The sequence below is a fragment of the Kitasatospora sp. NPDC088779 genome, assembly GCF_040685395.1.
Classification (GTDB): Bacteria; Actinomycetota; Actinomycetes; order Streptomycetales; family Streptomycetaceae; genus Kitasatospora.
In genome coordinates this window covers 72,133-97,651 of the sequence record NZ_JBFBHW010000022.1, presented here as the reverse complement: position 1 = coordinate 97,651, position 25,519 = coordinate 72,133, and the positions used below count along the sequence as shown (strand labels likewise).

Genomic DNA, 25,519 nt, shown 5'->3' with positions numbered 1-25,519 from the left:
GAACGGGGCCCGCTCCTCGAACGGCGGCCCGCTCCTCCACCGGCGGCCCGGCGGGACTTCGAGTCCGGCCGGGCCGCCGTCGCCGTTTGGCTAGAGTGATCCGCATGCTGGTAGCCGCCGCCGTGTGCCCCTGTCCGCCGCTGCTCGTCCCCGAGGTCGCCGCCGGGGCGGCCGCCGAACTGGACCCGCTGCGGGCCGCCTGCGACGAGGCCCTCGCGGCGCTGGTCGCGGCCGGACCGCAGCTGGTCGTGGTGGTCGGCGCCGGCCCGGAGGCCGAGGTGTGGACCGAGGGCGGGGCCGGCTCCTTCCACCGCTACGGGGTGTCGCTGGTCGCCAAGCTGCCCGGCGGCCGGGTCGAGGGGCCGGAGCTGGCGCCCTCGCTGACGGTCGGCGCCTGGCTGCTGGAGCGCGCCGGGGTGACGCTGCCGACGCACGCCTGCGCGGTGCCCGCCGACGCGCCCGCCGACCGGATGCTCGGGCTCGGCCAGGGCCTGGCCCAGCTGGCCGACCGGGTCGGCCTGCTGGTGGTGGGCGACGGCAGCGCCTGCCGCTCGGTGAAGGCGCCCGGCTACCTGGACGAGCGCGCCGAGGGCTTCGACGCCGCCCTGGCCGCCGCGCTGGGCTCAGCCGACCTGCCCGCGCTCGCCGCTTTGGACGCCGGGCTGGCCGCCGAGCTCAAGGCCGAGGGCCGGGCGCCCTGGCAGGTGCTGGCCGGCGCCGCGGAGGGCGCCGGCCTCACCGCGCGGCTCGGCTACCAGGACGCCCCGTACGGGGTCGGCTACGTCGTGGCGTCCTGGAGCTGATCGGAGCGCGGGGCGTCAGGCCCGCGGCGCCTGGCCGTTGCCGCCGGCCGGCCCCTCCTCGCCCGGCTTCGGCTTGTGGGCGAAGTCGTCCACCGCGCCCTTGGCCTTGCTGGCGCCGTGCTCGATCTTCTCGCTGTACTTGCCCTTGGTCGCCTTGTCGATCGCGCCGCCGGCCTTGTCCACCGCGTGCTCGATCTGCTCGCTGTGCTTGCCGGCGAGCTCACTGGCCTTGCCCTTGAGCTCTTCGGCCTTGCCCTTGAGGTTGTCCATCAGACCCATGGCGATCTCACCCTTTCGTCCCTGTCTCCTGCCCAACGTCCGTCACCGCCGAACCGTTCGCAAACCGGCTCAACTGCGGAAACGGCGGAGATGGCCGGAGACGGCTGGACACAGTCACATCGTCGCGCAGTCGGGGCCGACGGGCAGCCCGGTCACCGGTGCGGCGGCGGTTTTGCGAGACTGGAGCGGTGAGCAGCTCCCGTACCGACCAGTCCCGCGCCGCCCAGCCCCGAGTGGTCTGCATCGTCGGCGCGACCGCCGCCGGCAAGTCCGACCTGGCCGTCGCCATCGCCCGCAGCCTCGGCGGCGAGGTGATCAACACCGACTCGATGCAGCTGTACCGGGGCATGGACATCGGCACCGCCAAGCTCACCCCCGCCGAGCGCGGCGGCGTGCCGCACCACCTGCTGGACGTCTGGGACGTCACCGAGGCCGCCAGCGTCGCCGAGTACCAGCGGCTGGCCCGGGCCGAGATCGACCGGCTGCTCGCGGCCGGGCGCACGCCCGTCCTGGTCGGCGGCTCCGGGCTGTACGTCCGGGCGGCGATCGACGAGATGGAGTTCCCCGGCACCGACCCGGCGGTCCGGGCCCGGCTGGAGGCCGAGCTGGAGGAGGCCGGCCCGCTCGCGCTGCACCGGCGGCTGGCCGAGCTGGACCCGGCGGCCGCGGAGGCGATCCTGACCGGCAACGGGCGGCGGATCGTCCGCGCGCTGGAGGTCATCGAGATCACCGGGCAGCCGTTCACCGCGAACCTGCCCGGCAACACCGCCGTCTACGACGCGGTGCAGATCGGGGTCGCGGTGCCGCGCCCCGAACTGGACGAGCGGATCACGCTGAGGGTCGACCTGATGTGGCGGGCCGGACTGCTGGACGAGGTGCGCGCGCTGGAGCGGGTCGGGCTGCGGGAGGGGCGGACGGCCTCCCGGGCGCTCGGCTACCAGCAGGTGCTGGACCACTTCGCCGGCGAGTGCACCGAGGACGAGGCACGGGCGGAGACCGTCCGGGCCACCAAGCGCTTCGCCCGCCGTCAGGAGTCCTGGTTCCGCCGCGACGGCCGGATCAACTGGCTGTCCCGGCCGGCCGGCACCGACCCCGTCGAGCTGCTGGAACGCTCCCTGGAGCTGATCGACCGTCAGGAGCGTCCGGCCGGGTAGGCGGGTTCCGGCCAATCCGGCGGTGCACCTGCGCGCGCAGGTGGCCGTGCAGGACGAACCGGCGGTCACGGCCCGATCACGTGATGGCCACGGATCACCCGTCGACGCCGGTCAGGCCCGGAACGCCCGTCTGGACATGCCATCATCGAAGGCGTAGGGGTCGGCCGCGCGGGCCGACCGTGCCCGACCGCGAGTCCGCTCGTGTCGAACTGTCAGGGGAGGCCGCGTGTCGACGGGTACCGGCCCCGAACCCGGCCAGAGCGGGAGTGTCACCGCACCGGCCGACGAGTCGACGATGGGTGACCTCCCCGTGCTGACCGGCCTGGAGGCGCCCACCTCCTACGCGGTCGCACTGCCGGCCCTGGACACCCGCACCCCGGCGGGCGCGGTGCACGAGCGGGAGATCCGACCGCTGCGCCGGCTCCGCTGGTGGCAGACCCTGCCGATCGCCCTGCTGGGCATCCTCGGCTCGCTGATGTTCGCCTTCCCGCTCGCCTTCGGCTCGGCCGGCGCGCGCGCCACCATGGTCGGCATGCTCGGGCTGCTGCTCACCGCCGCCTCGGTCGGCTGGGGGGCGATGGCCGCCCGGCACGCCGGGTACAAGTGGCCGGGCCTGCCGCGCCGCGGCTCCGGGCAGCGGGCCGGCTGGAAGGCGATCGCGCTCTACACCCTGATCGCGCTGGTGGCCTGTGCGCTGGCCGTCTGGCGGGTCGCCTACCTGCGCTGATCCGTGGGCTGCCGGTGTCGCCCCCCTGCTGCCCCGCGCCGATCCACCGGTCGGACCGCCCGGGTGGCCGGTGCGCCCGTTCAGTACCATCGGGAGGGTGAGCGCATCCTCCCCGCAGCCGGTCGGCGTCCCCTTCTTCAAGGGGCACGGCACCCAGAACGACTTCGTCATCGTCCCGGACCCGGACGGCGCGCTGGAGATCGGCCCCGCGGCCGTCGCCGCGCTGTGCGACCGGCGGGCCGGCATCGGCGGGGACGGGCTGCTGCGCGTGGTGCGCTCCGCCGCCGAGCCGGCCGCCGCGGACCAGGCCGACCGGGCCGAGTGGTTCATGGACTACCGCAACTCCGACGGCAGCATCGCCGAGATGTGCGGCAACGGCGTGCGGGTCTTCGCCCGCTACCTGGTCGAGGCCGGCCTGGCCGAGCCCGGCGAGTTCGCGGTCGCCACCCGCGCCGGGGTGCGGACGGTGCGGGTCGCCGAGGACGCCGGGGACGGGACGCCCGGCGAGGTCACCGTCGACATGGGCCGGGCCCGGCTGCCCGGGCCGGACGGCGTCGAGGTCGCGGTCGGCGCGCGGCGCTGGCCCGCGCTGAACGTCAACATGGGCAATCCGCACGCGGTGGCCTTCGTGGACAGCCTCGACCACGCCGGGGACCTGCTGTCCGCGCCGCTGACCAGCCCCGAAGGGGCCTACCCGGAAGGCGTGAACGTCGAGTTCGTGGTGGACCGCGGGCCGCGGCACGTCGCCATGCGGGTGTACGAGCGCGGCTCCGGCGAGACCCGCTCCTGCGGGACCGGCACCTGCGCCGTCGCGGTGGCCGCCATCCGCCGGGACGGCGTCGACCCGGCGGTCACCGGCGAGCCGGCCACCTACACCGTGGACGTGCCGGGCGGCCGACTGGTCATCACCGAGCACCCGGACGGCCGGATCGAGAAGACCGGCCCGGCGGTCATCGTGGCCGCCGGCGAGATCGACGCCCGCTGGTGGGCCGAACTGGGGCGGGTCTGACACGCCTGGGGCGCGGCTCGGACAGCTGACGGCCCGGTTTGCCCATTTCGCGCGGCGGTGAATCCGCCCGTTCGAGTGACGCGTGTCGCGGACGGGAAGCAAGGCATCGCGGAACGTGCTCTGCTCGGTAGCATGGACCACCGGGAAGGCGCCCCTCGGCGGGGTGGCGGCCGGTGATCGCTGCCGGAGGTGCGCCGATGACCATCGAAGCCGGGCAGTCCCTGACGGGGCAGCCGACGTCCGCACGGCAAGCCGGGGCCAGGCGGCCCTTGGGGGAGCTCGGCCGGGCCGCGCTCGGCCGGGCCGGGCGGGCCGCCCTGCTGGCCACCGGCCGGCCGCCCGTCCCGGACGCCCTCGAACCGCTCGTCCGAGTCCACCGCGAGCATCATCCGCAGGCCGACCTCGGCCTGCTCGCCCGGGCCTACCGGCTCGCCGAGGCCAGCCACCGGGGCCAGAAGCGCAAGAGCGGCGGGCCGTACATCACCCACCCGCTCGCCGTCACCATGATCCTGGCCCAACTCGGCGCCGGGACAACCACCTTGGTCGCCTCGCTGCTCCACGACACCGTCGAGGACACCGAATTGACGCTCAATCAGGTGAGTGCCGGCTTCGGGCCCGAAGTCGCCTACCTGGTCGACGGGGTGACGAAACTGGAGAAGGTCGACTTCGGCGCCGCCGCCGAGGCCGAGACCTTCCGCAAGATGCTGGTCGCCACCGGCGACGACGTCCGGGTGATGGTGATCAAGCTCGCCGACCGGCTGCACAACATGCGCACCATCCGGCACATGAAACCGGCCAGCCAGGTGCGGATCGCCAAGGTCACCCGGGACGTGCTGATCCCGCTGGCCGAACGGCTCGGCATCCAGGTGCTCAAGGCGGAGCTGGAGGACATCGTCTTCGCCACCCTGCACCCCGAGGAGCACGCCCGCACCCGGGCCCTGATGGCCGGTCACGAGGGCGAGCCGGACACCCTGCTGGCCCCCTTCGCCCGGCTGCTGGCCCGCCAGCTGTCCGAGACCGGGGTGGCCGCCGAGGTCACCGTCCGGCCCCGGCACTGCGTGTCGCTGCACCGGGTGCTGCTCAAGCGGGCCGCCGCGCCCGGCCCGGACGGGCGGCCGCAGGGGCCGCAGCCCGCCGACTTCGGGCGGCTGCTGGTGGTCGTCGAGGAGAACGCCGACTGCTACGCCGTGCTCGGCGAGCTGCACACCTGCTGGACGCCGCTGCCCGGCGAGTTCAAGGACTTCGTCGCCGCCCCCAAGTTCAACCTCTACCAGTCGCTGCACACCGCCGTGGCGCTCAGCGGCGGCACGGTCGTCGAGGTGCTGGTGCGCACCCGGCGGATGCACGAGGTCGCCGAGACCGGGGTGGTCGCGCTCGGCGACCCGGAGCCGGCCGGCGCCGTCCAGGACGCCGACGAACTCGACCGCACCGACCCGGCCCGGCCCGGCTGGCTCAGCCGGCTGCTGGAGTGGCAGCAGGAGACGCCCGACCCGGACGCCTTCTGGTCCGCGCTCACCGCCGACCTGGCCGGCGACCGCGAGATCACCGTCGTGACGGAGAGCGGCGAAACGCTTCAGCTGAGGGCCGGCGCCACCTGCGTGGACGCCGCCTACCTGCTCGGCGAGGAGACCGGCCACCGGTGTATCGGAGCCCGGGTCAACGGCCGGCTCACCGCGCTCTCCACCGTCTTGCAGGACGGCGACCTGCTCGCCGTGCTCACCGAGGCCGTGCCCACCGGAACCGTGCTCACCGAGGACGGGCCGCGCCCCGCCGAACCCTCCGGGCCCGCGCCCGAGTGGCTCGCGCACGCCCGGACCCCGGCCGCCCGGCTGGCCATCGAACGCTGGCTCGCCGACCACCCGGCCCGGCTCCCGGCGGTGCGCACCGGCCCCTCCAGCGGCCAACCCGTCCCGCCCGCGCACCGCACCACCGAGCGCCGACCGGCCCCGGTCGCGGTGGCCGGCCGGCCCGGGGCGCCGGTCCGGCTGGCCCGCTGCTGCACGCCCGTGCCGCCGGACGAGGTGGCCGGCTACCCGATCCGCGGCGGAGCCGTCGCCGTGCACCGCACCGGCTGCCCGGCCGGGGAGCGGATGCGCGCGGCCGGGCGCGCCGAGCTGGAGGTCCGCTGGCGGCCGGAGGGCAACCCGGCGGCCGGCCACCGGGCCACCCTGCGGGCCGAGGCGCTCAACCGGCCCCGGCTGCTCGCCGACCTCACCGCGGCCATCTCCGCCGAGGACGTCGGCATCGTCTCGGCCGAGGTCGAACCGCCGCAGGAGCTGCGGGTCCGGCACACCTACACCGTCGAACTGCCCGAGCCGGCCGCGCTGCCCGCGCTGATGCGGGCGATGCTCAAGGTCTCCGGGGTGTACGACGTCAGCCGGCCGCAGGCCCCGGACACCGGCGGGGCCCGCCACTCCGGGGAAAATGGGGATGACCGGTCCGCGCCGGGCGTGGGACCATCATGGGGAATTCACGGCCGGTCCACGGCGTTCTCAGGGCACAGGAGCCCCGATGGCACCCGAGGACCTGAGGGGTAGCTCACCTCGCCCGGCGGTAACCGGGGCGGCAGCTGGGCAGACTCCGGGTGGGACCGCACAGGGCGGTCCCCACAGGCCATCCGCACCAGCGACCAAAGGACAGAATGACCTCCACGTCCGACACCCGCGACCACGCCGACGCCCCGCGCCGCCTGAACGGTCTGCGGGCGGAAGCCCTCATGGACGAGGACCTCGCGGCCATCGACGAGGACCGCGGCCACCACTACGACGGCGACCAGTACGACCGCAGCGAGCGTGCCGCCCTGCGCCGCGTCGCCGGCCTCTCCACCGAACTCGAAGACGTCACCGAGGTCGAGTACCGCCAGCTCCGCCTGGAGCGCGTGGTGCTCGTCGGCGTCTGGACGGACGGCACCCTGGAGGAGGCGGAGAACTCGATGGCCGAGCTCGCCGCCCTCGCCGAGACGGCCGGCTCCCAGGTGCTGGACGGCGTGATCCAGCGCCGCGACAAGCCCGACGCGGCCACCTACATCGGCTCCGGCAAGGCGAAGGAACTGCGCGACATCGTGGCGGCCACCGGCGCCGACACCGTGGTCTGCGACGGTGAGCTCACCCCCGGCCAGCTGATCCACCTGGAGGACGTGGTCAAGGTCAAGGTCGTCGACCGGACGGCCCTGATCCTGGACATCTTCGCCCAGCACGCCAAGTCCCGGGAGGGCAAGGCGCAGGTCTCGCTCGCGCAGATGCAGTACATGCTGCCGCGCCTGCGCGGCTGGGGTCAGTCGCTGTCCCGGCAGATGGGTGGTGGCGGCTCCGCCTCGTCCGGCGGCGGCATGGCGACCCGTGGTCCCGGTGAGACCAAGATCGAGACCGACCGGCGCCGGATCCGCGAGAAGATGGCGAAGCTCCGCCGCGAGATCGCCGAGATGAAGAAGGGCCGCGACACCAAGCGCCAGGAGCGCAAGCGCCACCAGGTGCCGTCGGTGGCCATCGCCGGGTACACCAACGCCGGCAAGTCGTCCCTGCTCAACCGGCTCACCGGGGCGGGCGTCCTGGTGGAGAACTCCCTGTTCGCCACCCTGGACCCGACCGTCCGCCGGGCCCAGACCCCGAGCGGGCGGCTCTACACCCTGGCCGACACCGTCGGCTTCGTCCGGCACCTGCCGCACCACCTGGTCGAGGCCTTCCGCTCGACCATGGAGGAGGTCGCCGACGCGGACCTCATCCTGCACGTGGTCGACGGCTCGCACCCCGAGCCGGAGACGCAGCTGGCCGCCGTCCGCGAGGTCATCGTCTCGGTCGACGCGCAGAACGTGCCGGAGATCGTGGTGATCAACAAGGCGGACGCCGCCGACCCGCACGTGCTGCAGCGCCTGCTGCTCCGCGAGCCGCACGCCATCGTGGTGTCGGCCCGCAGCGGCGAGGGCATCGAGGAGCTGCTGAAGCTCATCGACGACGAGCTGCCGCGCCCGGCGATCGAGGTGCGGGCCCTGGTGCCCTACACCCAGGGCGGGCTGGTCTCCCGGGTGCACGCCGAGGGCGAGCTGCTCGGCACCGAGCACACCGGCGAGGGCACGCTGCTGCACGCCAAGGTGCCGGCCGAGCTGGCCGCCGAGCTGGAGCGCTACGCGGTGGCGCTGCAGGTCTGAGGCGACGGGCCGACGAAGGGCCCCCGGACGCGACCGTGATGCCGTTGGGCATCGCGCGAGCGTGCGGGGGCCCTTCGCGTGCGCGAGCGTGCGGGGCCGTGCGGGGGCTCGTCCGGGCGTCCGGGCGTCCGAGCGTGCGGGCGTGCGGGCTACTTCACGTTCTTGGCGAAGTAGTCGAAGGCCTGCTTCGCCTGGTCCTGGAGCGAGGGGCCGGCCAGGTACCCGGGCGGGTTGCGGCTGCCGATCGCGGTGACGCTGATCAGGTTGGGCTTGCCGTCCTTGGTGATGAACCAGCCGCCGCCGCTGGAGCCGCCGGTCACGGTGCAGCCGGTGACGTACATCGGCGGGCGGCTCCGGTCGGGGGAGAGCCTGGCCGGCGGGACCGGGGACTCGCAGCGGGAGAGCTCCAGGCCGTCGGACGGCCGATCGGTCGGGTAGCCGTACGCGGTCGCCGAGCCGATCTGCTCGCGCGGGGCGTTGAACCAGACCGGGACCGAGCCGCCGACCGCCTCCTCCAGCGACGCGCCGGAGCCGCCCTCGCCGCGCACCCGGATGATCCCGTAGTCGTACTGGTGGTGGGCGCCGACGCCGTCCTCCCCGAGCCAGGTCGGCGACACCAGCGCGCGCACCGCCACCCACCGGCCGTACGGCGCGGCCTGCTGCTCGGTGAGCGGTTTGCCGCGGGCCGCCTGGCCGTCCCGGTTGAAACCGGGCACGAAGGTGATGTTCCGCAGCCAGCCGCCACCCTTGCCGTCGTGCAGGCAGTGCGCGGCGGTGTAGACGAGGTTGCTGCGGCCCGGGTTGGCCGGGTCGGAGACCACCGTCGCGGAGCAGACCGCGTCGCCCTGGGGCGTGGTGACGAAGAGCCGGCCGACCACGGCGGTGGCCGGGCCGTATGGGTGCGGCTGCGGCGTGGCCGCGACGGCCGCGGGCGGGGCGTCCGGCCGGCCGCCGTCCGGTGCGGCGGTGAGCGGGTACTCCGGGGTGGGCCGGCCCTTGGCGGCGGCCATCCGGGTGGTCGACCAGAAGCCCGGGGCCACCTCGTTGGCGAAGCCGCTGCCGGAGACGAACCGGGCCCAGTCCTCCACCTTCCAGCCCGTCAGGTCGCCCAGGCTGGTGGGCGCCGAGGTGGGGAGGGCGGGCGGTGGCGCGGCCGCCGCGGCGCCGGAGTCGTCCGGCCCGCAGGCGGTCGCGGCGAGCGCGAGCACGGCGAGCACCGCGGCGCCGGTCGGTCCGGATCGGCGCCGCGGTCCGCGGCCGGTGTGCTTCGGCATGCTGCATCGTCCCCCGGGGGCGGCCTCCGCCGCCCGTACGGCTTGGTCCGGTCCGACCGGAAAGGGCCTACGGCTTCTTGGAGATCCAGTCCAGCGCCTGCTTGGCGACCGTCTCCAGGTACGGGCCGCTCAGCGAGGTGTGGTCCTCGGTGCCGATGGACGTGTTGCTGACCAGGGCGGTCTTCCCGTCCGGCATGGTGGCGAACCAGCCGCCGCCGCTGGATCCCTGGGTCATGTTGCAGCCGATGGTGAGCATCGACGGGCGCTTGGCGTCGAACGACAGCCGGGTCGGCTTGCCGCCGTCGCACCTGTACAGCTCCTGGCCGTCGAACGGCTTGTAGAGCGGGTAGCCGACCGCCGCGACGGACACCTTGTCGCGCGGGGCGTCGAACCAGACCGGGACGGCCGAACCGACCGTCTCCTCCAGCGACTTGCCGGAGTCGTTCTGGTTGTGCACCCGCATGACGGCGAAGTCGTACTGGTTCGCGGCGTCACCGGTGCCGCCGCCCTCGACCATCCACTGCGGCGAGGTGGTGACCAGGTCGGCCCACCAGGTGCCCAGCGGGGCCAGTTCGGACAGCGGGGCCTTCTTGCCGCCGCTGGAGGCGCCCGAGTTGTTGTAGGCGGGAACGAAGACCAGGTCCTTGAAGAAGTCGCCGCCCTTGCCCGCGTGCACGCAGTGGCCGGCCGTCCAGACCAGATTGCTCCTGCCCGGGTGCTGCGGGTCGGTGATCACCGTCGCCGAGCAGTTGCCCCGGCCGCCCTGGGCACTGAAGAACACCTTCCCGGACGGCTGCTTGGTGTACGGGCGGGGCACCGGCACGGCCTTGACCACCGGCGGGTCCGGGTCCGTCACGCCGTTGTCGGCGGCCGGCTTGGCGGTGGGCGGGGCCGGATCGGCGGGCTTGGAGTCGCCCATCTTGTCCGGGTTCCAGAAGTCCTTCACCACCGGGTTGTTGAAGACGTGCTTGGACGCCCACGAGTCCCAGTCCTCGAACTTCCACTTCTTCAGGTCGTCCCAGGACTTCGGCAGGCCCTCCAGCAGACTGGTCGGGATGCCCGACGGGAGGGTGATCCCGCCGATCACGCCGCCCCCCGGGGCGGCGGTGCTGGACGCGGGCGGCGGCGCGGCGCTGCCGCCCCCGTCGCCCGCCGGGCCGTCCGGCCCGCAGGCGCTCGCCGCGAGCAGCGTCCCCGTGACGAGGGCGACGGCCATGGCTGACCGGTGGATCGATGGCATGTGTGCGCTTCCCCCTGTGCTCGATCGGGCTGTCGTGCGGCGACTCGCCGCTGTGGAGTCTTCCACCGGTCACCAGGACGGCGGCGGCCACCCCCCGGGTTGCGGCCCCGACCGGAGGTCACCGATCCGTGACGTGGCCGCCGACGGTCCGTCGGCCCAGCAGGGCCCCGCGCGCCGGACGCGGACAATCCCCGATCTTCACCCGGACGAGTGAGTCAACCTTGTGATCACCCGTCAGGGATAGGTAACCCTTACCTGACGCGACGGTGCGAGCGCCCGCCGATCCTCTCCACCACCCGTGCGTCCGCACCCCCACGCGCCCCAAGGAGCAGCCTTGAGCACCGCCCTCACCGGAGCCCCGCCCGCCCCGCTGCTGCCCGCGGACCGGCCGGCCGAGCCCGATCCGCTGCTGCACCCGGACCCCGCCGTCGCCGCCGAACAGGCCGCACTGGAAGCCCTGCTGCGCTGCTGGACGCGCGAGACCGGCGCCCGCCCCGGCCCCGACGGCCGGCTTCGGATCGCCGTCCTCGGCGGCGCCGCCCGGCTCTCCGCCCCCGTCCGCTACTGGTCGCCCGGCGGCTGGCACCGGTTCGGCCCCGCCGTCCTCTCCGCCGGGGAGGGCACCGCCGACGCCCCCGTGGACGCCGTCACCACCGCCGCGCTGCTCGCCGCCGCGGCCGCCGACCGCCCCGACCCCGGGCAGGTCGCCGACCTCGCCGCCCGGGTCGCCGACTCGGTCGTCCGCACCGCCGACATCCTCGCCCACCGCCGCACCGCCGCCCCCGCCGGCGGCCCGGAACGCTCGCACTTCCTCGCCGCCGAACAGTCCCTGCTGCTCGGCCACCCGCTGCACCCCACCCCGAAGAGCCGCGACGGCCTCGGCCCGGCCCAGAGCGCCGCCTACTCGCCCGAACTGCACGGCTCCTTCCAACTCCACTGGTACGCGGTCCACCGTGACCTGCTCGCCGCCGGCTCCGCCCTCACCGAGAGCGCCGACCGGATCACCGCGGACCTGCTCGGGGACCATGCCGCCCTGCCGCCCGGCACCGCCGCCCTGCCGCTGCACCCCTGGCAGGCCCGCGAACTCGCCCACCGCCCGGCCGTCGCCGCCCTGCTCGCCGACGGGCTGCTGCACGACCTCGGCCCGGCCGGCGAACCCTGGCACCCCACCTCCTCGGTGCGCACCGTCTACCGCCCCGGCACCCCCTGGATGCTCAAGCTCTCGCTCGGCCTGCGGATCACCAACTCCCGCCGGGAGAACCTGCGCAAGGAACTCCACCGCGGCCTGGAGGTGCACCGGCTGCTGGAGAGCGGCCTGGCCGCCGAATGGCACCGCGCCCACCCCGGCTTCGACATCGTCCGCGACCCGGCCTGGATCGGCGTCGACCACCCCGCCCTCGGCGACCCGGGCGGCCTGGACACCGTGCTGCGCGCCCAGCCCTTCGCCCCCGCCGACCGCGCGCTGTGCGTCGCTGGGCTGGTCGCCGAACAGCCGCTCGGCACCGGCGACACCGTGCCGTCCCGGCTCGGCGACACCCTGCGGGCGCTCGCCGTCCGCTGCGGCCGTCCGCTGCGGACCGTCGCCGCCGAATGGTTCCTGCGCTACCTGGACGCCGTCGTGCTGCCCGTCCTCTGGCTGGACGGCACGGCCGGCATCGCCCTGGAGGCGCACCAGCAGAACAGCCTCGTCCTGCTCGACGCCGACGGCTGGCCCAGCGGCGGCCGCTACCGCGACAACCAGGGCTACTACTACCGGGAGAGCGCCGCCGACCGGCTCACCGCGCGGCTGCCCGGGCTCGGCGAGCACAGCGACACCTTCCTGCCCGACGAGGTGATCGACCACCACTTCGCCTACTACCTCGGCATCAACCACGTCCTCGGCCTGGTCGGTGCCTTCGGCAGCCAGGGGCTCGCCGACGAGACCGTGCTGCTGGCCGGGCTGCGCCGCTTCCTGGCCGGCCCGCGGGCCGCCGCCACCGGCTCGGCGCTGCCCGGGCTGCTGCTCGACGCGCCCACCCTGCCGTGCAAGGCCAACCTGCTCACCCGGATCAACGGCCTGGACGAACTGGTCGGCCCGGTCGCCACCCAGTCCGTCTACGTGGACATCCCCAACCCGCTGGCGGGCGCATGAGCCTGCTCGACGACCCGCCGGGATGGGGCGCGATCCCCACCCCGGCCGGCGAGTTCCGGCTCAGCCCGGTCCGGCTGCCCGCCGACCTGGACCTGCTCGCCGGGTGGATGAACGACCCCGAGATCGCCGCGTTCTGGCAGCTCGCCGGGCCGCCCGACGCCACCGAACGGCACCTCCGGGTCCAACTCGACGGCGACGGCCGCAGCGTGCCCTGCCTCGGCCTGCTCGACGGCGCCCCGACGAGCTACTGGGAGGTCTACCGCGCCGACCTCGACCCGCTCGCCCGGCACTACCCGGCCCGGCCGCACGACACCGGCGTCCACCTCCTGCTCGGCCCCGCCGAGAGCCGCGGCCGGGGCCTCGGCGCCGTCCTGCTGGCCGCCCTCGCCGAGCGGATCCTGCGGCAACGGCCCCGCTGCGAACGGGTCGTCGCCGAACCGGACGTCCGCAACCGGCGCTCCGTCCGGGCCTTCGAACGGGCCGGATTCCGGCTGGACACCGAACTCGACCTGCCCGACAAGCGCGCCGCCCTGATGGTCCGTGCCCGCGTCCCCTTCGTCGCCTAGGACACCCCCGTGGACACCCCAGCACCCCAGCCGCCGTACGACCTGCTCGGCGTCGGCATCGGCCCCTTCAACCTCTCGCTCGCCGCGCTCGCCGCGCCCGTCCCCGGCCTGCGCACGCTCTTCTGCGACCAGCGCCCGGAGTTCCGCTGGCACCCCGGCATGCTGGTGGACGGGGCCCGGATGCAGGTGCCGTTCCTCGCCGACCTGGTCTCCCTCGTCGACCCGACCAACCCGTGGTCCTTCCTCAACTACCTGCGCGACCAGGACCGGCTCTTCCCGTTCTACTTCGCCGAGCGCTTCCAACTGCCCCGCCGCGAGTACGACCACTACTGCCGGTGGGCCGCCGAACGGCTCGCCAACTGCCACTTCGGCACCGAGGTCACCGCCCTGCACTGGGAAGCCCCGCACTTCCGGGCCGAGCTGACCGACACCGCGACCGGGCGGCGGACCGAGGTGCACGCCCGCAACCTCGCCCTCGGCGTCGGCACCCGGCCCGTCCTGCCCGAGGCCTTCACCGCCCTCGACGGTCACCCGCGCGCCTTCCACTCCGCCGACTACCTGGACCGCCGCGGCGACCTCGTCGGCGTCCGGGACATCACCGTGGTCGGCAGCGGGCAGTCCGGCGCCGAGGTCTTCCTCGACCTGCTCCGCCGCCACGACGGCGACGGCGTCCGGCTGCGCTGGCTCACCCGGACCAGGGCGCTCGCGCCGATGGAGTACTCCAAGCTCGGCCTGGAGCACTTCACCCCCGACTACACCCGCTACTTCCACAGCCTGCCCGAACCCGTCCGGGACACCCTGGTCGCCGCCCAGTGGCAACTCCACAAGGCCGCCAGCGCCGAAACCCTCGCCGAGATCCACGACCACCTCTACGAACGCACCATCGGCCGCCCGATCGACACCGCCCCGGTCGACATCACCCCCGGCACCGCCGTCACCGAAGCCCGCCCCGGCCCCTGCGGCGGCCTCGAACTGCACTGCCGGCACGGCGACTCCGGCGCCGAACACGTCCTGCGCACCGACGCCGTGGTGCTCGCCACCGGCTACCGGGCCGCCCGGCCGGCCGCGCTCGAACCGCTCGCCCGGCTGATCGACTGGGACCGGGGCGGGCGCTACCGGATCGACCTCGACCACCGGGTCGCCACCCGGCCCGAACTCACCGGCGGCCTCTACGTCCAGAACGCCGAACTGCACACCCACGGCGTCGGCGCCCCCGACCTGGGACTCGGCGCCCACCGGGCCGCCGTGATCCTCAACGCCGTCACCGGCCGGACCGTCCACCGGCTGCCCGCCCGCACCGCCTGGACCGGCTTCGCGCCGCCCGGGACCGCCCCCGCCGCGGGCGCTGCCGCCGCTGCCGCCGCTGCCGCCGAGGGCACCCCCACCGAGAGCACCCCCACCGTCCCCCGTCCCCAGGAGCTGACCCGTGCCGCAACCGTCGGCCGCTGAACCGCCGTTGTACCTGCCCCCGCACCTGACCGCCGGGCACTGGCGGCGGGCCGGGCGCGCCCTGCTGGCCAAGATGCTCGGCGAGTTCGCCTACGAGGAACTGCTCACGCCCGTCCGCGCCGCCGCCGACGGCGAGTACCTGCTCTGGCTGCCCGAGGCCGAGTACCGCTTCACCGCCCGCCGCGGCGCGTACGGAAGCTGGCGGGTCGACCCGGAGTCGGTCCGCTGCTCAGACCCGGACGGCCTCGACCCGCTGCGCTTCCTCCCGCACGCCCGGCACGCCCTCGGCCTGCGCGGCGAGACCACCGGCCACCTGATCCGCGAACTCACCGCCACCCTGACCGCCGACGCGCACCAGCTCGCCACCGCGCTCACCGCCGCCGAACTCGCCGACCTCGACCACCCCGCCCTGGAGGGCCGCCAGGACGGCCACCCCTGGATCGTCCCCAACAAGGGCCGGATCGGCTTCTCCGCCACCGACGCCGCCCGCTGGGCCCCGGAGGCCCGCACCCCGCGCCCGCTGCCCTGGATCGCCGTCCACCGCCGGCTCGCCGAGTACCGCGGCGTGCCCGGCCTGGAGCGGCCCGAGCAGCTGTACGCCCGCGAACTCGACGACCCGGACGCGCTGCGCGCCGCCCTCGGCCCGGCCGCCGACGACTACCTGCTGCTGCCCGTCCACCCCTGGCAGTGGGACGAGACGATCGTCCCGCTGTTCGCACCCTGGATCGCCTCCGGCGAGATCGTCCCGCTGCCCTCCGACGGCGACCCACGGCTGCCCCAGCAGTCCATCCGCTCCTTCTTCAACACCGCCCACCCCGAGCGCTGCACCGTCAAACTGCCGCTGTCCGTCCTCAACACCCTGGTCTGGCGCGGCCTGCCCACCGAACGCACCCTCGCCGCGCCCGCCGTCACCGCCTGGATCCACGGTCTGCGCGACGCCGACCCGTACCTGCGCGACGAGTGCCGGGTGATCCTGCTCGGCGAGATCGCCTCCGTCACCGTCGACCACCCGCTCTACCGAGAGCTGCCCGAGGCGCCCTACCAGTACAAGGAACTCCTCGGCGCGATCTGGCGCGAACCCCTCGGCCCCTTCCTGGCCGGCGGCGAACGCGCCCGCACCCTGGCCGCCCTGCTGCAGACCGGCTCCGACGGCCGGGCGCTCGCCGCCGAACTGATCGCCCGCTCCGGGCTCACTCCCGCCGCCTGGACCGGCCGGCTGTTCGGCGCGGTGCTGCCGCCGCTGCTGCACTTCCTCTACCGGTACGGGCTGGTCTTCTCCCCGCACGGCGAGAACGCCATCGTCGTCTTCGACGAGCACGACGCGCCGACCAGGCTCGCGGTCAAGGACTTCGTCGACGACGTCAACCTCAGCGACCAGGACCTGCCCGAACTGCGCGACCTGCCCGCCGAGGTCGACGACGTCCTGCTGCGGGACGGCCCGCAGGGGCTCTGCCAGTTCCTCCACTCCGGGCTGTTCATCGGCGTCCTGCGCTACCTCGCCCCGCTGCTGGAGGCGCAGACCGGGCTGCCCGAGGCCGAGTTCTGGGCCCTGCTGCGGGCCGAGATCCGCCGCTACCAGGACCGCTTCCCCGGCCTGGGCGAGCGCTTCGAGCTGTTCGACCTGTTCCGGCCGCGGATCGACCGGCTCTGCCTCAACCGCAACCGGCTGCTGCTCGACGGCTACCAGGACCGCCCGCACCGCCCGCACGCCGCCCGGTACGGGACCGTCCCCAACGCCCTGGTGACCCTGGAGGCGGATCTTCCCGGGCGACGGAGCCGGATTGTCACCCCCGCCCCGTAGGCTGGGAGGGTCATGACGAACGACTCCGAAACCCAGCTCCCCGGCGAGACCGAGCTCCCTGGCGAGGACGGCGGCGCCGCCGCCGACGTCGAGGAAGCCGTCGCCGTCCCGCGCTCCCGCATCCCCGACCTGCTGCACGCCGCGGTGGCGGCCGTCGGCGGCGTCGAGCGCCCCGGTCAGGTCCGGATGGCCGAGGCCGTCGCCGACGCCGTCGACAACGCCGAGCACCTGCTCGTCCAGGCCGGCACCGGCACCGGGAAGTCCCTCGCCTACCTGGTGCCCGCGCTCGCCCACGGGGACCGCGTGGTGGTCGCCACCGCCACCCTGGCGCTGCAACGCCAGCTCGTCGAAAGGGACTTGCCGCGCACGGTCGAGGCGCTGCACCCGGTGCTGCGCCGCCGCCCGCTGTTCGCGATGCTCAAGGGCCGCTCCAACTACCTGTGCCTGCACCGGGCCAACGAGGGCACCCCGAGCGACGAGGGCGAGGGCCTGTTCGACGCGGCCGAGGCGCTCGGCGGGCCCGCCAGCAAGCTCGGGCAGGACGTGCTGCGGTTGCGCGAGTGGGCCGACGAGACCGACACCGGGGACCGGGACGACCTCAGCCCCGGCGTCTCCGACAAGGCCTGGGCCCAGCTGGCGGTCACCTCCAAGGAGTGCCTGGGCGCCACCCGCTGCGCGTACGGGCAGGAGTGCTTCGCCGAGAAGGCCCGGGAGCGGGCCAAGCTGGCCGACGTCGTGGTCACCAACCACGCGATGCTCGCGATCGACGCGATCGAGGGCGCGCCGGTGCTGCCCGAGCACGGGCTGCTGATCGTCGACGAGGCGCACGAGCTGGTCAACCGGGTCACCGGCGCGGCCACCGCCGAACTGACCGTCGGCGCGGTCAACCGGGCGGTCAAGCGCGCCGCCCGGCTCGCCAACGAGAAGGCCGTGGACGCCTTGCAGGCCGCCGCCGAGAACTACCACGGCCTGATGGAGACCGCCCAGCCCGGCCGGGTCGAGGAACTGCCCGAGTACCTGGCGTACGCGGTCACCTCGATCCGGGACGCCGCCCGCCAGGTGATCAGCTCGCTCGGCGAGACCCGCGACAAGGGGCTCAGCGACGAGGACGCCGTCCGCAAGCAGGCGATGGCCTCCGCCGAGTCGCTGCACGAGACCGCCGAGCGGCTGCTGGAGGACTCCGAGTACGACGTGGTCTGGATCGAGCGCAGCGACCGCTTCGGCATGGGCACCGGCTCGCTGCGGGTCGCGCCGCTCAGCGTCTCCGGGCTGCTGCGCGAGGGCCTCTACAAGGAGCGCTCGGTGGTGCTCACCTCGGCCACCCTCAAGCTCGGCGGGGACTTCAACGGCGTCGCCGCCTCCGTCGGCCTGCCCTCGGACTCCCGGCTGCCGGACCAGCGCACCCCCGGGGACAATCCTTCGGCCGGTTCCGGGTTCGGCGAGGACGCGGTGCCGCACTGGCGCGGCATCGACGTCGGCTCGCCGTTCAAGTACCCCAAGCAGGGCATCCTGTACGTCGCCCGGCACCTCGCAGATCCCGGCCGCGATCCCGAACGGCCGGACATGCTGGACGAGTTGGCGGAGCTGATCGGCGCGGCCGGCGGGCGCACGCTGGGCCTGTTCTCCTCGATGCGCGGCGCCCAGACGGCCGCCGAGGCGCTGCGGGAACGGCTGGACAACCGGATCCTGCTCCAGGGGGAGGACACCCTGGGCGAGTTGATCCGGGAGTTCGCCTCGGACGCGTCCACCTGCCTGTTCGGCACGCTCTCGCTCTGGCAGGGCGTGGACGTGCCCGGCTCGGCCTGCCAGCTGGTCGTGATGGACCGCATCCCGTTCCCCCGACCGGACGACCCGCTGATGAGCGCCCGCCAGAAGGACGTCGAACAGCGTGGCGGGAACGGCTTCATGGCCGTCGCGGCGACGCACGCGGCGCTGCTGATGGCGCAGGGCGCCGGCCGGCTGGTGCGCGCGGCCGAGGACCGGGGCGTGGTCGCGGTGCTCGACCCGCGGGTGGAGACCAAGCGGTACGGGAGCTTCTTCCGCTCCTCGATGCCGGAGTTCTGGTACACCACGGACCGCAACCAGGTGCGCCGCTCGCTGGCGGCGATCGACGCCTCGGCGCCGCCGGTCAAGCCGGTGGTGAAGCGGGGCTGAGCGGTGCGGTGATCCGGGGTTCCGGGCCCCGCCCCGGGGCCGAGGCGGGGCCCGGAAGCCCCGGGAGACGCCGGAGGGGCTCCCCGCGACCGCGCGGTGGAGCCCCTTCCCGCTGGGTGCGCGCGAGGCGTCAGAGGCGGCGCAGGACCGCGACGACCTTGCCCAGGATGGTGGCGTTGTCGCCGTTGATCGGCTCGTACGCCGGGTTGTGCGGCATCAGCCAGATCCGGCCGTCCTCGCGCTTGAGCCGCTTGACCGTGGCCTCGCCGTCGATCATCGCGGCCACGATGTCTCCGTTCTCGGCGACCGGCTGGCGGCGCACGGTGACCCAGTCGCCGTCGCAGATGGCCGCCTCGATCATCGAGTCGCCGCGCACGGTGAGCGCGAACAGCTCGCCCTCGCCGACCAGCTGGCGGGGCAGCGGGAAGACGTCCTCGACCGTCTGCTCGGCCAGGATCGGGCCGCCGGCGGCGATCCGGCCGACCAGCGGCACGTACGAGGTGGACGGCCGGCCGGCCGTCTCGGCGGTGTTCGGGCGGGCCACCTCGACGCCGCGGACCTCGTAGGCGCGCGGGCGGTGCGGGTCGCGGCGCAGGAAGCCCTTGCGCTCCAGGGCCATCAGCTGGTGGGCGACCGAGGAGGTGCTGGACAGGCCGACGGCCTGGCCGATCTCGCGCATGGACGGCGGGTAGCCGCGGCGCTGGACGGAGTCCCGGATGACCTCGATCACGCGGCGCTGGCGCTCGGTGAGACCGGCCTCGTCGGTGCGGATGCCGGGGGGGCGGCCGGGCAGCGCGCGGGTGGGCGCCTGGTGGGCGTCGTCGAGCGCGGTGGAGTGTTCGATCGGCTGGTCGGGAACGCGGCCCGTACTGGAAAGGGCCGGGCCGGAGAGGCGCTGGTCTTCGCTACGGTCCATGCTGATGTCCACGCTCTGCTGATTCGTGGTGCGCTGCCCCACCTTGAACTGGGAGTGTTCCTGCACCGGGATGGTGTTGCTTTCGATGGTGTTCACGGCGGCCCCTCTCGACGGCTGTCCTCTCCCCTTTTCCAGCCCAACGCCCCTCCTATCGAAAGGTTGCGCCAAACACACGTTCGAGTGAATTATTCGAGAGTTGGCTGACTCGATCAAGGCTTTGCTGTACATCGAGGTTGTGCATCGAGTAAATGTTCGAGCGGATCTCGACTTCGGCAGTCTAATCGGTGCCGACACGCCAGGGGTGTCGCTTCCCCCGGAGACCTACATCTAGTGGCTACAGTCCTCTCCGTGCCCAGTACTAGTGGTTACGGCGCATGATCAGCTTGCCGAGGCCGGGGTCGCATCGCATAGACTCAACAGGTCCGCACGTCCTGCCAGGGAGGGATCCTCAGGTGCACTGCCCCTTCTGCCGGCACTCTGACAGCCGTGTTGTCGACAGCCGGACCAATGAGGACGGCAGCTCGATCCGCCGTCGTCGGCAGTGCCCGGACTGCGGCCGCCGCTTCACCACCGTGGAGACGGCCGCGCTGATGGTCATCAAGCGCAGCGGGGTCACCGAACCCTTCTCCCGGGAGAAGGTCATCACCGGCGTCCGCAAGGCCTGTCAGGGCCGCCCGGTCACCGAGGACGCCCTCGCCCAGCTCGGCCAGCGGGTCGAGGAGTGCGTGCGCGCCACCGGCAACGCCGAGCTGACCACCCACGACGTCGGGCTGGCCATACTCGGCCCGCTCAAGGAGCTCGACGTGGTCGCCTTCCTGCGCTTCGCCAGCGTGTACCAGGCGTACGACGGACTGGAAGACTTCGAGGCCGCCATCGCGGAACTCCGCGCCGAACGGCCCGTCCCCGAGGCGGACGGCACCTGCGTGCCCGTCGCCGCCGCCGCGCCCTAGGAGGCGCCGGCACCCGGCCCCCTGGCGGGCCTTGCTGCACCACGGGTCCCACGGGGCCCACGCATGCCCGAAAAAAGGGCACAGAACACAACAAACCGTGCGCAAGCAGGCGAGGTCTCCGCCTGCCCGCACACCGGAAGAACGAACCAGCGGTGCCCGGACTTTTCGGGGCACCTCGGGCGTTTGCCCAGGAGGAGGAAGAAGTGACAGACACCACGAGCGGTTCCGCACGCGGGTCGAAGTCCGACAAGACCACGGCCAAGGGCGGCGGCAAGGCGCCCAAGGGCGGTCTGCGGATCGGGCGCATCTACACCACTCCTGGCGTGCACCCGTACGACGAGGTGCGCTGGGAGCGCCGCGACGTCGTCATGACCAACTGGCGCGACGGGTCCATCAACTTCGAGCAGCGCGGCGTCGAGTTCCCCGACTTCTGGTCGGTCAACGCCGTCAACATCGTCACGTCCAAGTACTTCCGCGGCGCCGTCGGCACTCCCCAGCGCGAGTGGAGCCTCAAGCAGATCATCGACCGCGTGGTGCTCACCTACCGCGCCGCCGGCGAGAAGCACGGCTACTTCGCCACCAAGGACGACGCCGAGATCTTCGAGCACGAGCTGACGCACGCCCTCCTCCACCAGGTGTTCAGCTTCAACTCGCCGGTCTGGTTCAACGTCGGCACCAAGCAGCCCCAGCAGGTCAGCGCCTGCTTCATCCTGTCCGTCGACGACTCCATGGAGTCGATCCTCGACTGGTACAAGGAAGAGGGCATGATCTTCAAGGGCGGCTCCGGCGCCGGCCTCAACCTCTCCCGCATCCGCTCCTCGAAGGAACTGCTGTCCTCCGGCGGCAACGCCTCCGGCCCGGTCTCCTTCATGCGCGGCGCCGACGCCTCCGCCGGCACCATCAAGTCCGGCGGCGCCACCCGCCGCGCGGCGAAGATGGTCGTGCTCGACGTCGACCACCCCGACGTCGAGGCCTTCATCGAGACCAAGGTGAAGGAGGAGGAGAAGATCCGCGCCCTGCGCGACGCCGGCTTCGACATGGACCTCGGTGGCGACGACATCACCTCCGTCCAGTACCAGAACGCCAACAACTCCGTCCGCGTCTCCGACGAATTCATGACCGCCGTCGAGAACGGCACCGAATTCGGCCTGCGCGCCCGGATGACCGGCGAGGTCATTGAGACCGTCGACGCCAAGAAGCTGTTCCGCAAGATGGCCGAGGCCGCCTGGGCCTGCGCCGACCCCGGAATCCAGTACGACTCCACCATCAACCACTGGCACACCTGCCCGGAGTCCGGCCGCATCAACGCGTCCAACCCCTGCTCCGAGTACATGCACCTGGACAACTCCAGCTGCAACCTCGCCTCGCTGAACCTGATGAAGTTCCTGCGCGATGACGACTCCTTCGACGCGGAGACCTTCGCCAAGGTCGTCGAGCTGGTCATCACCGCGATGGACATCTCCATCTGCTTCGCCGACTTCCCCACCGAGAAGATCGGCGAGACCACCCGCGCCTACCGCCAGCTCGGCGTCGGTTACGCCAACCTCGGCGCCCTGCTGATGGCCACCGGCCACGCCTACGACAGCGAGGGCGGCCGCGCCCTGGCCGGCGCCATCACCTCGCTGATGACCGGCACCGCCTACCGCCGCGGCGCCGAACTCGCCGGCGTCGTCGGCCCGTACGACGGCTACGCCCGCAACGCCGCCCCGCACCAGCTGGTCATGAAGCAGCACGCGGACGCCTCGCTCGCCGCCGTCTCGCTCGACGACCTGGACGCCCCGGTCTGGGCCGTGGCCAACGACACCTGGCAGGACGTCCTGCGGATCGGCGCGCAGAACGGTTTCCGCAACGCCCAGGCCTCGGTGCTCGCCCCCACCGGCACCATCGGCCTGATGATGGACTGCGACACCACCGGCGTCGAGCCGGACCTGGCGCTCGTCAAGTTCAAGAAGCTCGTCGGCGGCGGCTCGATGCAGATCGTCAACGGCACCGTGCCGCGCGCCCTCAAGCGCCTCGGCTACCAGGACGAGCAGATCGAGGCGGTCGTCGCCCACATCGCCGAGCACGGCAACGTGGTGGACGCCCCGGGCCTCAAGGCCGAGCACTACGAGGTCTTCGACTGCGCGATGGGCGAGCGGGTCATCTCGGCCATGGGCCACGTCCGGATGATGGCCGCGATCCAGCCGTGGATCTCCGGCGCGATCTCCAAGACCGTGAACATGCCCGAGTCCGCCACCGTCGAGGAGATCGAGGAGATCTACTTCGAGGCGTGGAAGATGGGCGTCAAGGCGCTCGCCATCTACCGCGACAACTGCAAGGTCGGCCAGCCGCTCTCGGCGAAGAAGAAGGACTCCGAGCCCAAGCTCGAGGTGGCCGCCCCGGCCGCCGCGGTCGAGAAGGTCGTCGAGTACCGCCCGGTCCGCAAGCGCCTGCCCAAGGGCCGCCCGGGCATCACCACCTCCTTCACGGTCGGTGGCGCCGAGGGCTACATGACCGCCAACTCCTACCCGGACGACGGCCTCGGCGAGGTCTTCCTCAAGATGTCCAAGCAGGGCTCGACCCTCGCGGGCATGATGGACGCCTTCTCCATCGCCGTCTCGGTCGGCCTGCAGTACGGCGTGCCGCTGGAGACCTACGTCTCGAAGTTCACCAACATGCGCTTCGAGCCGGCCGGTCTGACCGACGACCCGGACGTGCGGATGGCGCAGTCGATCGTCGACTACATCTTCCGTCGCCTGGCGCTCGACTTCCTGCCGTTCGAGACCCGTTCGGCGCTCGGCATCCACTCCGTCGAGGAGCGCCAGCGCCACCTGGACACGGGCTCCTACGAGCCGCTGGAGGCCGAGGAGCTCGACACCGAGTCGCTCGCCCAGTCGGCGCCGGTGGTCGCCACCCCGGCCCCCGCCGTCGAGGCGCCCAAGGCCCCCAAGGCCTCCCCGGCACAGGCCCACAACTCCACGGAGCTGATCGAGATCCAGCTCGGCCTCAACGCCGACGCCCCGCTCTGCTTCTCCTGCGGAACCAAGATGCGCCGCGCCGGCAGCTGCTACCTCTGCGAGGGCTGCGGCTCCACCAGCGGCTGCAGCTGACAGCCGGTACCGACCCCGCACGGGTGAGCCACCGCTGAGGCGGGGCGAGGACTTCACGTCCTCGCCCCGCCTCTTCTCGTTTGTCCGGGCACTTCGCGGACGCCGATGTCACGGATGGGGGCGGTGGGCGGTCGGTAGGGGTGACGGCGTTCGGCGGGAGGAGTGGTGTGGTGATGGGGACGGTGCTGGTGACCGGGGCGACGGGGGTTCTGGGACGGGAGGTGGTGCGGCTGCTGGTCGCGCGCGGGGTGGCGGTGCGGGGGTTGAGCCGGCGGGTGCGGAGCGGGGGCGCGGGGGTCGAGTGGGTGGTCGGGGACCTGGTGACCGGGGAGGGGGTCGCCGGGGCGGTGGCAGGGGTCGAGGTGGTGGTGGACTGCGCGACCACGGTGGGGCGGAAGGATGTGGCCGCGGTCCGGACGCTGGTGGCGGAGGCCGGGAGGGCGGGGGTGCGGCACCTGCTGTACGTGTCGATCGTCGGGGTCGACCGGGTGCCGATCCCGTACTACCGGGCGAAGCTCGCCTGTGAGCGGGTGGTGCGGGAGTCGGGGCTGGGGTGGACGGTGCTGCGGGCGACGCAGTTCCACGACCTGTTGCTGAGGATCTTCGACGTGTCGGCGCGGCTGCCGGTGTTCCCGGTGCCGGGCGGGGCGTGGGTCCAGCCGGTGGACGTGCGGGAGGTGGACGTGCGGGTGGCGGAGCTGGTGCGGGAGGGGCCGGCCGGGTACGCGCCGGAGGTGGGCGGGCCGCGGGTGCGGCCGTACCGGGAGCTGGCCGAGGCCTACCTGCGGGCGTCGGGTCGGCGGCGGGTGCTGCTGCCGGTGCGGGTGCCGGGGGCCTCGGGGCGGGCGCTGCGGGCGGGCGGGAACCTCACCCCGGAGCGGAAGGTGGGCCGGGGGACCTTCGAGGAGGTGCTGGCGGAGCGGTTCGGCGACCACTGATGTCAACCAGGGTTGACATCGCCGCAACTGTCAACCACAGTTGACGCCATGAGTGAGAGCGGAGAACTCGCGGCCGCGGCGAGCAGCCGTGACCCCGCGGTCGGGCTCCGGGCGGTCCGCGCGCTGCGCGACCTGGCGGACCGCCTGGAAGGCCTGCAGGTGGGCAACGCCCGGTCGCGGGGCTGGTCCTGGCAGGACATCGCGGTTTGCCTCGGGGTCACCAGGCAGGCGGTGCACAAGAAGTACGCCCGGCGCGGGCCCGGCAAGGACCAGGACGGAGGCTGAACGATGTTCGAGCGTTTCACCGACCCGGCACGGCAGGTGGTGGCTGCGGCCCAGCAGGAGGCCGGGGAGCTGCGGCACGACCGCATCGGGACGGAGCACCTGCTGCTGGCGATCCTGGCCCGGCCGGACGACCCGGCCGCCGGCGTCCTGATCGGGCTGGGGCTGGACCACGGGGCCGCCCGGCGGGCAGTGGTCCGGCTGCTCGGGCCGGGGGACGACACGCAGGCGCTGGCCTCGATCGGAGTGGACCTGGACGCCGTTCGGGCCGCGGTCGAATCGGCCTTCGGTGAGGGTGCGCTGGACGCGCCGGCCGAGGAGGAGCCGAAGCGGCGGGGCTGGTTCAGGTTGGATTCGAGGGCGGGCCGGAGTCCGTTCAGTGCCCGGGCGAAGAAGGCGCTGGAGCTGTCGCTGCGCGAATCGCTGCGGCTCAAGTCCGGTCAGATCGCGGTCGGGCACCTGCTGCTGGGGGTCCTCCGGGAGGGGGACGGCTTCGGCGCCCGGGTGATCGTCGATCACGGACTGGATCCGCAGGCCGTCCGGCGGGCTGTCGAGGGGGTGCTGGCGTGAACCGGCGGGTTCGGCGGCGCGCGGGCCGGACGGCCGCCCGGCC

General features: G+C 73.5%; 20 protein-coding genes. 16 read left to right on the top strand and 4 right to left on the bottom strand.

Translation table 11 applies throughout. The features are described 5' to 3' along the window. Positions 1-104 precede the first annotated feature (104 nt). The gene (locus tag AB0P03_RS22095; protein ID WP_363630356.1) at positions 105-803 is read left to right on the top strand and encodes a class III extradiol dioxygenase subunit B-like domain-containing protein; all 699 of its coding nucleotides are present in this window, start codon (positions 105-107) and stop codon (positions 801-803) included. A 15-nt stretch (positions 804-818) separates the two neighbouring features. Here the strand turns inward: AB0P03_RS22095 and AB0P03_RS22090 are convergent, their stop codons facing one another. Beyond that, a complete protein-coding gene (locus tag AB0P03_RS22090; RefSeq protein ID WP_363584573.1) occupies positions 819-1,082 on the bottom strand; it encodes an antitoxin in 264 nt (87 codons plus the stop codon). 188 nt (positions 1,083-1,270) lie between these two features. Here AB0P03_RS22090 and miaA point away from each other — a divergent pair, with 188 nt between their 5' ends. The 5 genes from miaA (at position 1,271) to hflX (ending at position 8,116) form a co-directional block, all read left to right on the top strand. Continuing rightward, the gene (miaA, locus tag AB0P03_RS22085) at positions 1,271-2,236 is read left to right on the top strand and encodes a tRNA (adenosine(37)-N6)-dimethylallyltransferase MiaA (protein WP_363584571.1); all 966 of its coding nucleotides are present in this window, start codon (positions 1,271-1,273) and stop codon (positions 2,234-2,236) included. 226 nt (positions 2,237-2,462) lie between these two features. Beyond that, positions 2,463-2,963 carry a hypothetical protein gene (locus tag AB0P03_RS22080; RefSeq protein ID WP_363374361.1) on the top strand — a complete coding sequence of 167 codons (501 nt, stop codon included), beginning with the start codon at positions 2,463-2,465 and terminating at the stop codon, positions 2,961-2,963. A gap of 97 nt (positions 2,964-3,060) precedes the next feature. Next, on the top strand, positions 3,061-3,972 hold the full coding sequence (gene dapF / locus AB0P03_RS22075; RefSeq protein ID WP_363584569.1) for a diaminopimelate epimerase: 912 nt from the start codon (positions 3,061-3,063) through the stop codon (positions 3,970-3,972). Positions 3,973-4,169: 197 nt separating this feature from the next. Further along, a complete protein-coding gene (locus AB0P03_RS22070) occupies positions 4,170-6,509 on the top strand; it encodes an HD domain-containing protein (RefSeq protein WP_363630354.1) in 2,340 nt (779 codons plus the stop codon). Positions 6,510-6,613: 104 nt separating this feature from the next. Then, positions 6,614-8,116, top strand: coding sequence for a GTPase HflX (gene hflX / locus AB0P03_RS22065; protein ID WP_363584565.1), 1,503 nt, complete (start codon positions 6,614-6,616; stop codon positions 8,114-8,116). Between the two features lie 149 nt (positions 8,117-8,265). Here hflX and AB0P03_RS22060 read toward each other — a convergent pair whose 3' ends face one another. Both AB0P03_RS22060 and AB0P03_RS22055 read right to left on the bottom strand, forming a co-directional pair. After that, positions 8,266-9,390 (bottom strand): hypothetical protein, encoded by a 1,125-nt coding sequence (locus AB0P03_RS22060; protein WP_363584563.1) that lies wholly within the window; start codon positions 9,388-9,390, stop codon positions 8,266-8,268. Between the two features lie 67 nt (positions 9,391-9,457). Further along, complete coding sequence (locus AB0P03_RS22055) at positions 9,458-10,630, bottom strand: hypothetical protein (protein WP_363630352.1); 1,173 nt, start codon at positions 10,628-10,630, stop codon at positions 9,458-9,460. Between the two features lie 334 nt (positions 10,631-10,964). On the opposite strand from AB0P03_RS22055, the gene AB0P03_RS22050 reads away from it, so the two are divergent. The 5 genes from AB0P03_RS22050 to AB0P03_RS22030 are packed head-to-tail and all read left to right on the top strand — an operon-like array spanning position 10,965 to position 18,731. Then, entirely contained in the window at positions 10,965-12,761 is a 1,797-nt protein-coding gene (locus tag AB0P03_RS22050) for an IucA/IucC family protein (protein WP_363630351.1), read from the top strand. After that, positions 12,758-13,327, top strand: coding sequence for a GNAT family N-acetyltransferase (locus AB0P03_RS22045; protein ID WP_363630350.1), 570 nt, complete (start codon positions 12,758-12,760; stop codon positions 13,325-13,327). Before AB0P03_RS22050 ends, AB0P03_RS22045 begins: the two co-directional genes overlap by 4 nt. A 9-nt stretch (positions 13,328-13,336) precedes the next feature. Further along, positions 13,337-14,776, top strand: coding sequence for a SidA/IucD/PvdA family monooxygenase (locus AB0P03_RS22040; RefSeq protein ID WP_363630348.1), 1,440 nt, complete (start codon positions 13,337-13,339; stop codon positions 14,774-14,776). 7 nt (positions 14,777-14,783) lie between these two features. Then, positions 14,784-16,577, top strand: a complete 1,794-nt coding sequence (locus AB0P03_RS22035) for an IucA/IucC family siderophore biosynthesis protein (RefSeq protein ID WP_363630381.1) — start codon at positions 14,784-14,786, stop codon at positions 16,575-16,577. A gap of 12 nt (positions 16,578-16,589) precedes the next feature. Next, entirely contained in the window at positions 16,590-18,731 is a 2,142-nt protein-coding gene (locus tag AB0P03_RS22030; RefSeq protein ID WP_363630347.1) for an ATP-dependent DNA helicase, read from the top strand. Positions 18,732-18,861: 130 nt separating this feature from the next. Here the strand turns inward: AB0P03_RS22030 and lexA are convergent, their stop codons facing one another. Further along, positions 18,862-19,743 (bottom strand): transcriptional repressor LexA, encoded by an 882-nt coding sequence (gene lexA / locus AB0P03_RS22025; protein ID WP_363630345.1) that lies wholly within the window; start codon positions 19,741-19,743, stop codon positions 18,862-18,864. A 356-nt stretch (positions 19,744-20,099) separates the two neighbouring features. On the opposite strand from lexA, the gene nrdR reads away from it, so the two are divergent. The 5 genes from nrdR (at position 20,100) to AB0P03_RS22000 (ending at position 25,476) form a co-directional block, all read left to right on the top strand. Then, complete coding sequence (nrdR, locus tag AB0P03_RS22020) at positions 20,100-20,597, top strand: transcriptional regulator NrdR (protein WP_063349343.1); 498 nt, start codon at positions 20,100-20,102, stop codon at positions 20,595-20,597. Positions 20,598-20,800: 203 nt separating this feature from the next. Continuing rightward, positions 20,801-23,686 (top strand): vitamin B12-dependent ribonucleotide reductase, encoded by a 2,886-nt coding sequence (locus tag AB0P03_RS22015; RefSeq protein ID WP_363584551.1) that lies wholly within the window; start codon positions 20,801-20,803, stop codon positions 23,684-23,686. Positions 23,687-23,859: 173 nt separating this feature from the next. Beyond that, complete coding sequence (locus AB0P03_RS22010) at positions 23,860-24,624, top strand: NAD(P)H-binding protein (protein WP_363630344.1); 765 nt, start codon at positions 23,860-23,862, stop codon at positions 24,622-24,624. A 48-nt stretch (positions 24,625-24,672) separates the two neighbouring features. Then, positions 24,673-24,909 (top strand): RNA polymerase subunit sigma-70, encoded by a 237-nt coding sequence (locus AB0P03_RS22005; protein ID WP_363584548.1) that lies wholly within the window; start codon positions 24,673-24,675, stop codon positions 24,907-24,909. A gap of 3 nt (positions 24,910-24,912) precedes the next feature. Beyond that, complete coding sequence (locus AB0P03_RS22000) at positions 24,913-25,476, top strand: Clp protease N-terminal domain-containing protein (protein ID WP_363584546.1); 564 nt, start codon at positions 24,913-24,915, stop codon at positions 25,474-25,476. The last annotated feature ends 43 nt before the right edge of the window (positions 25,477-25,519 follow it).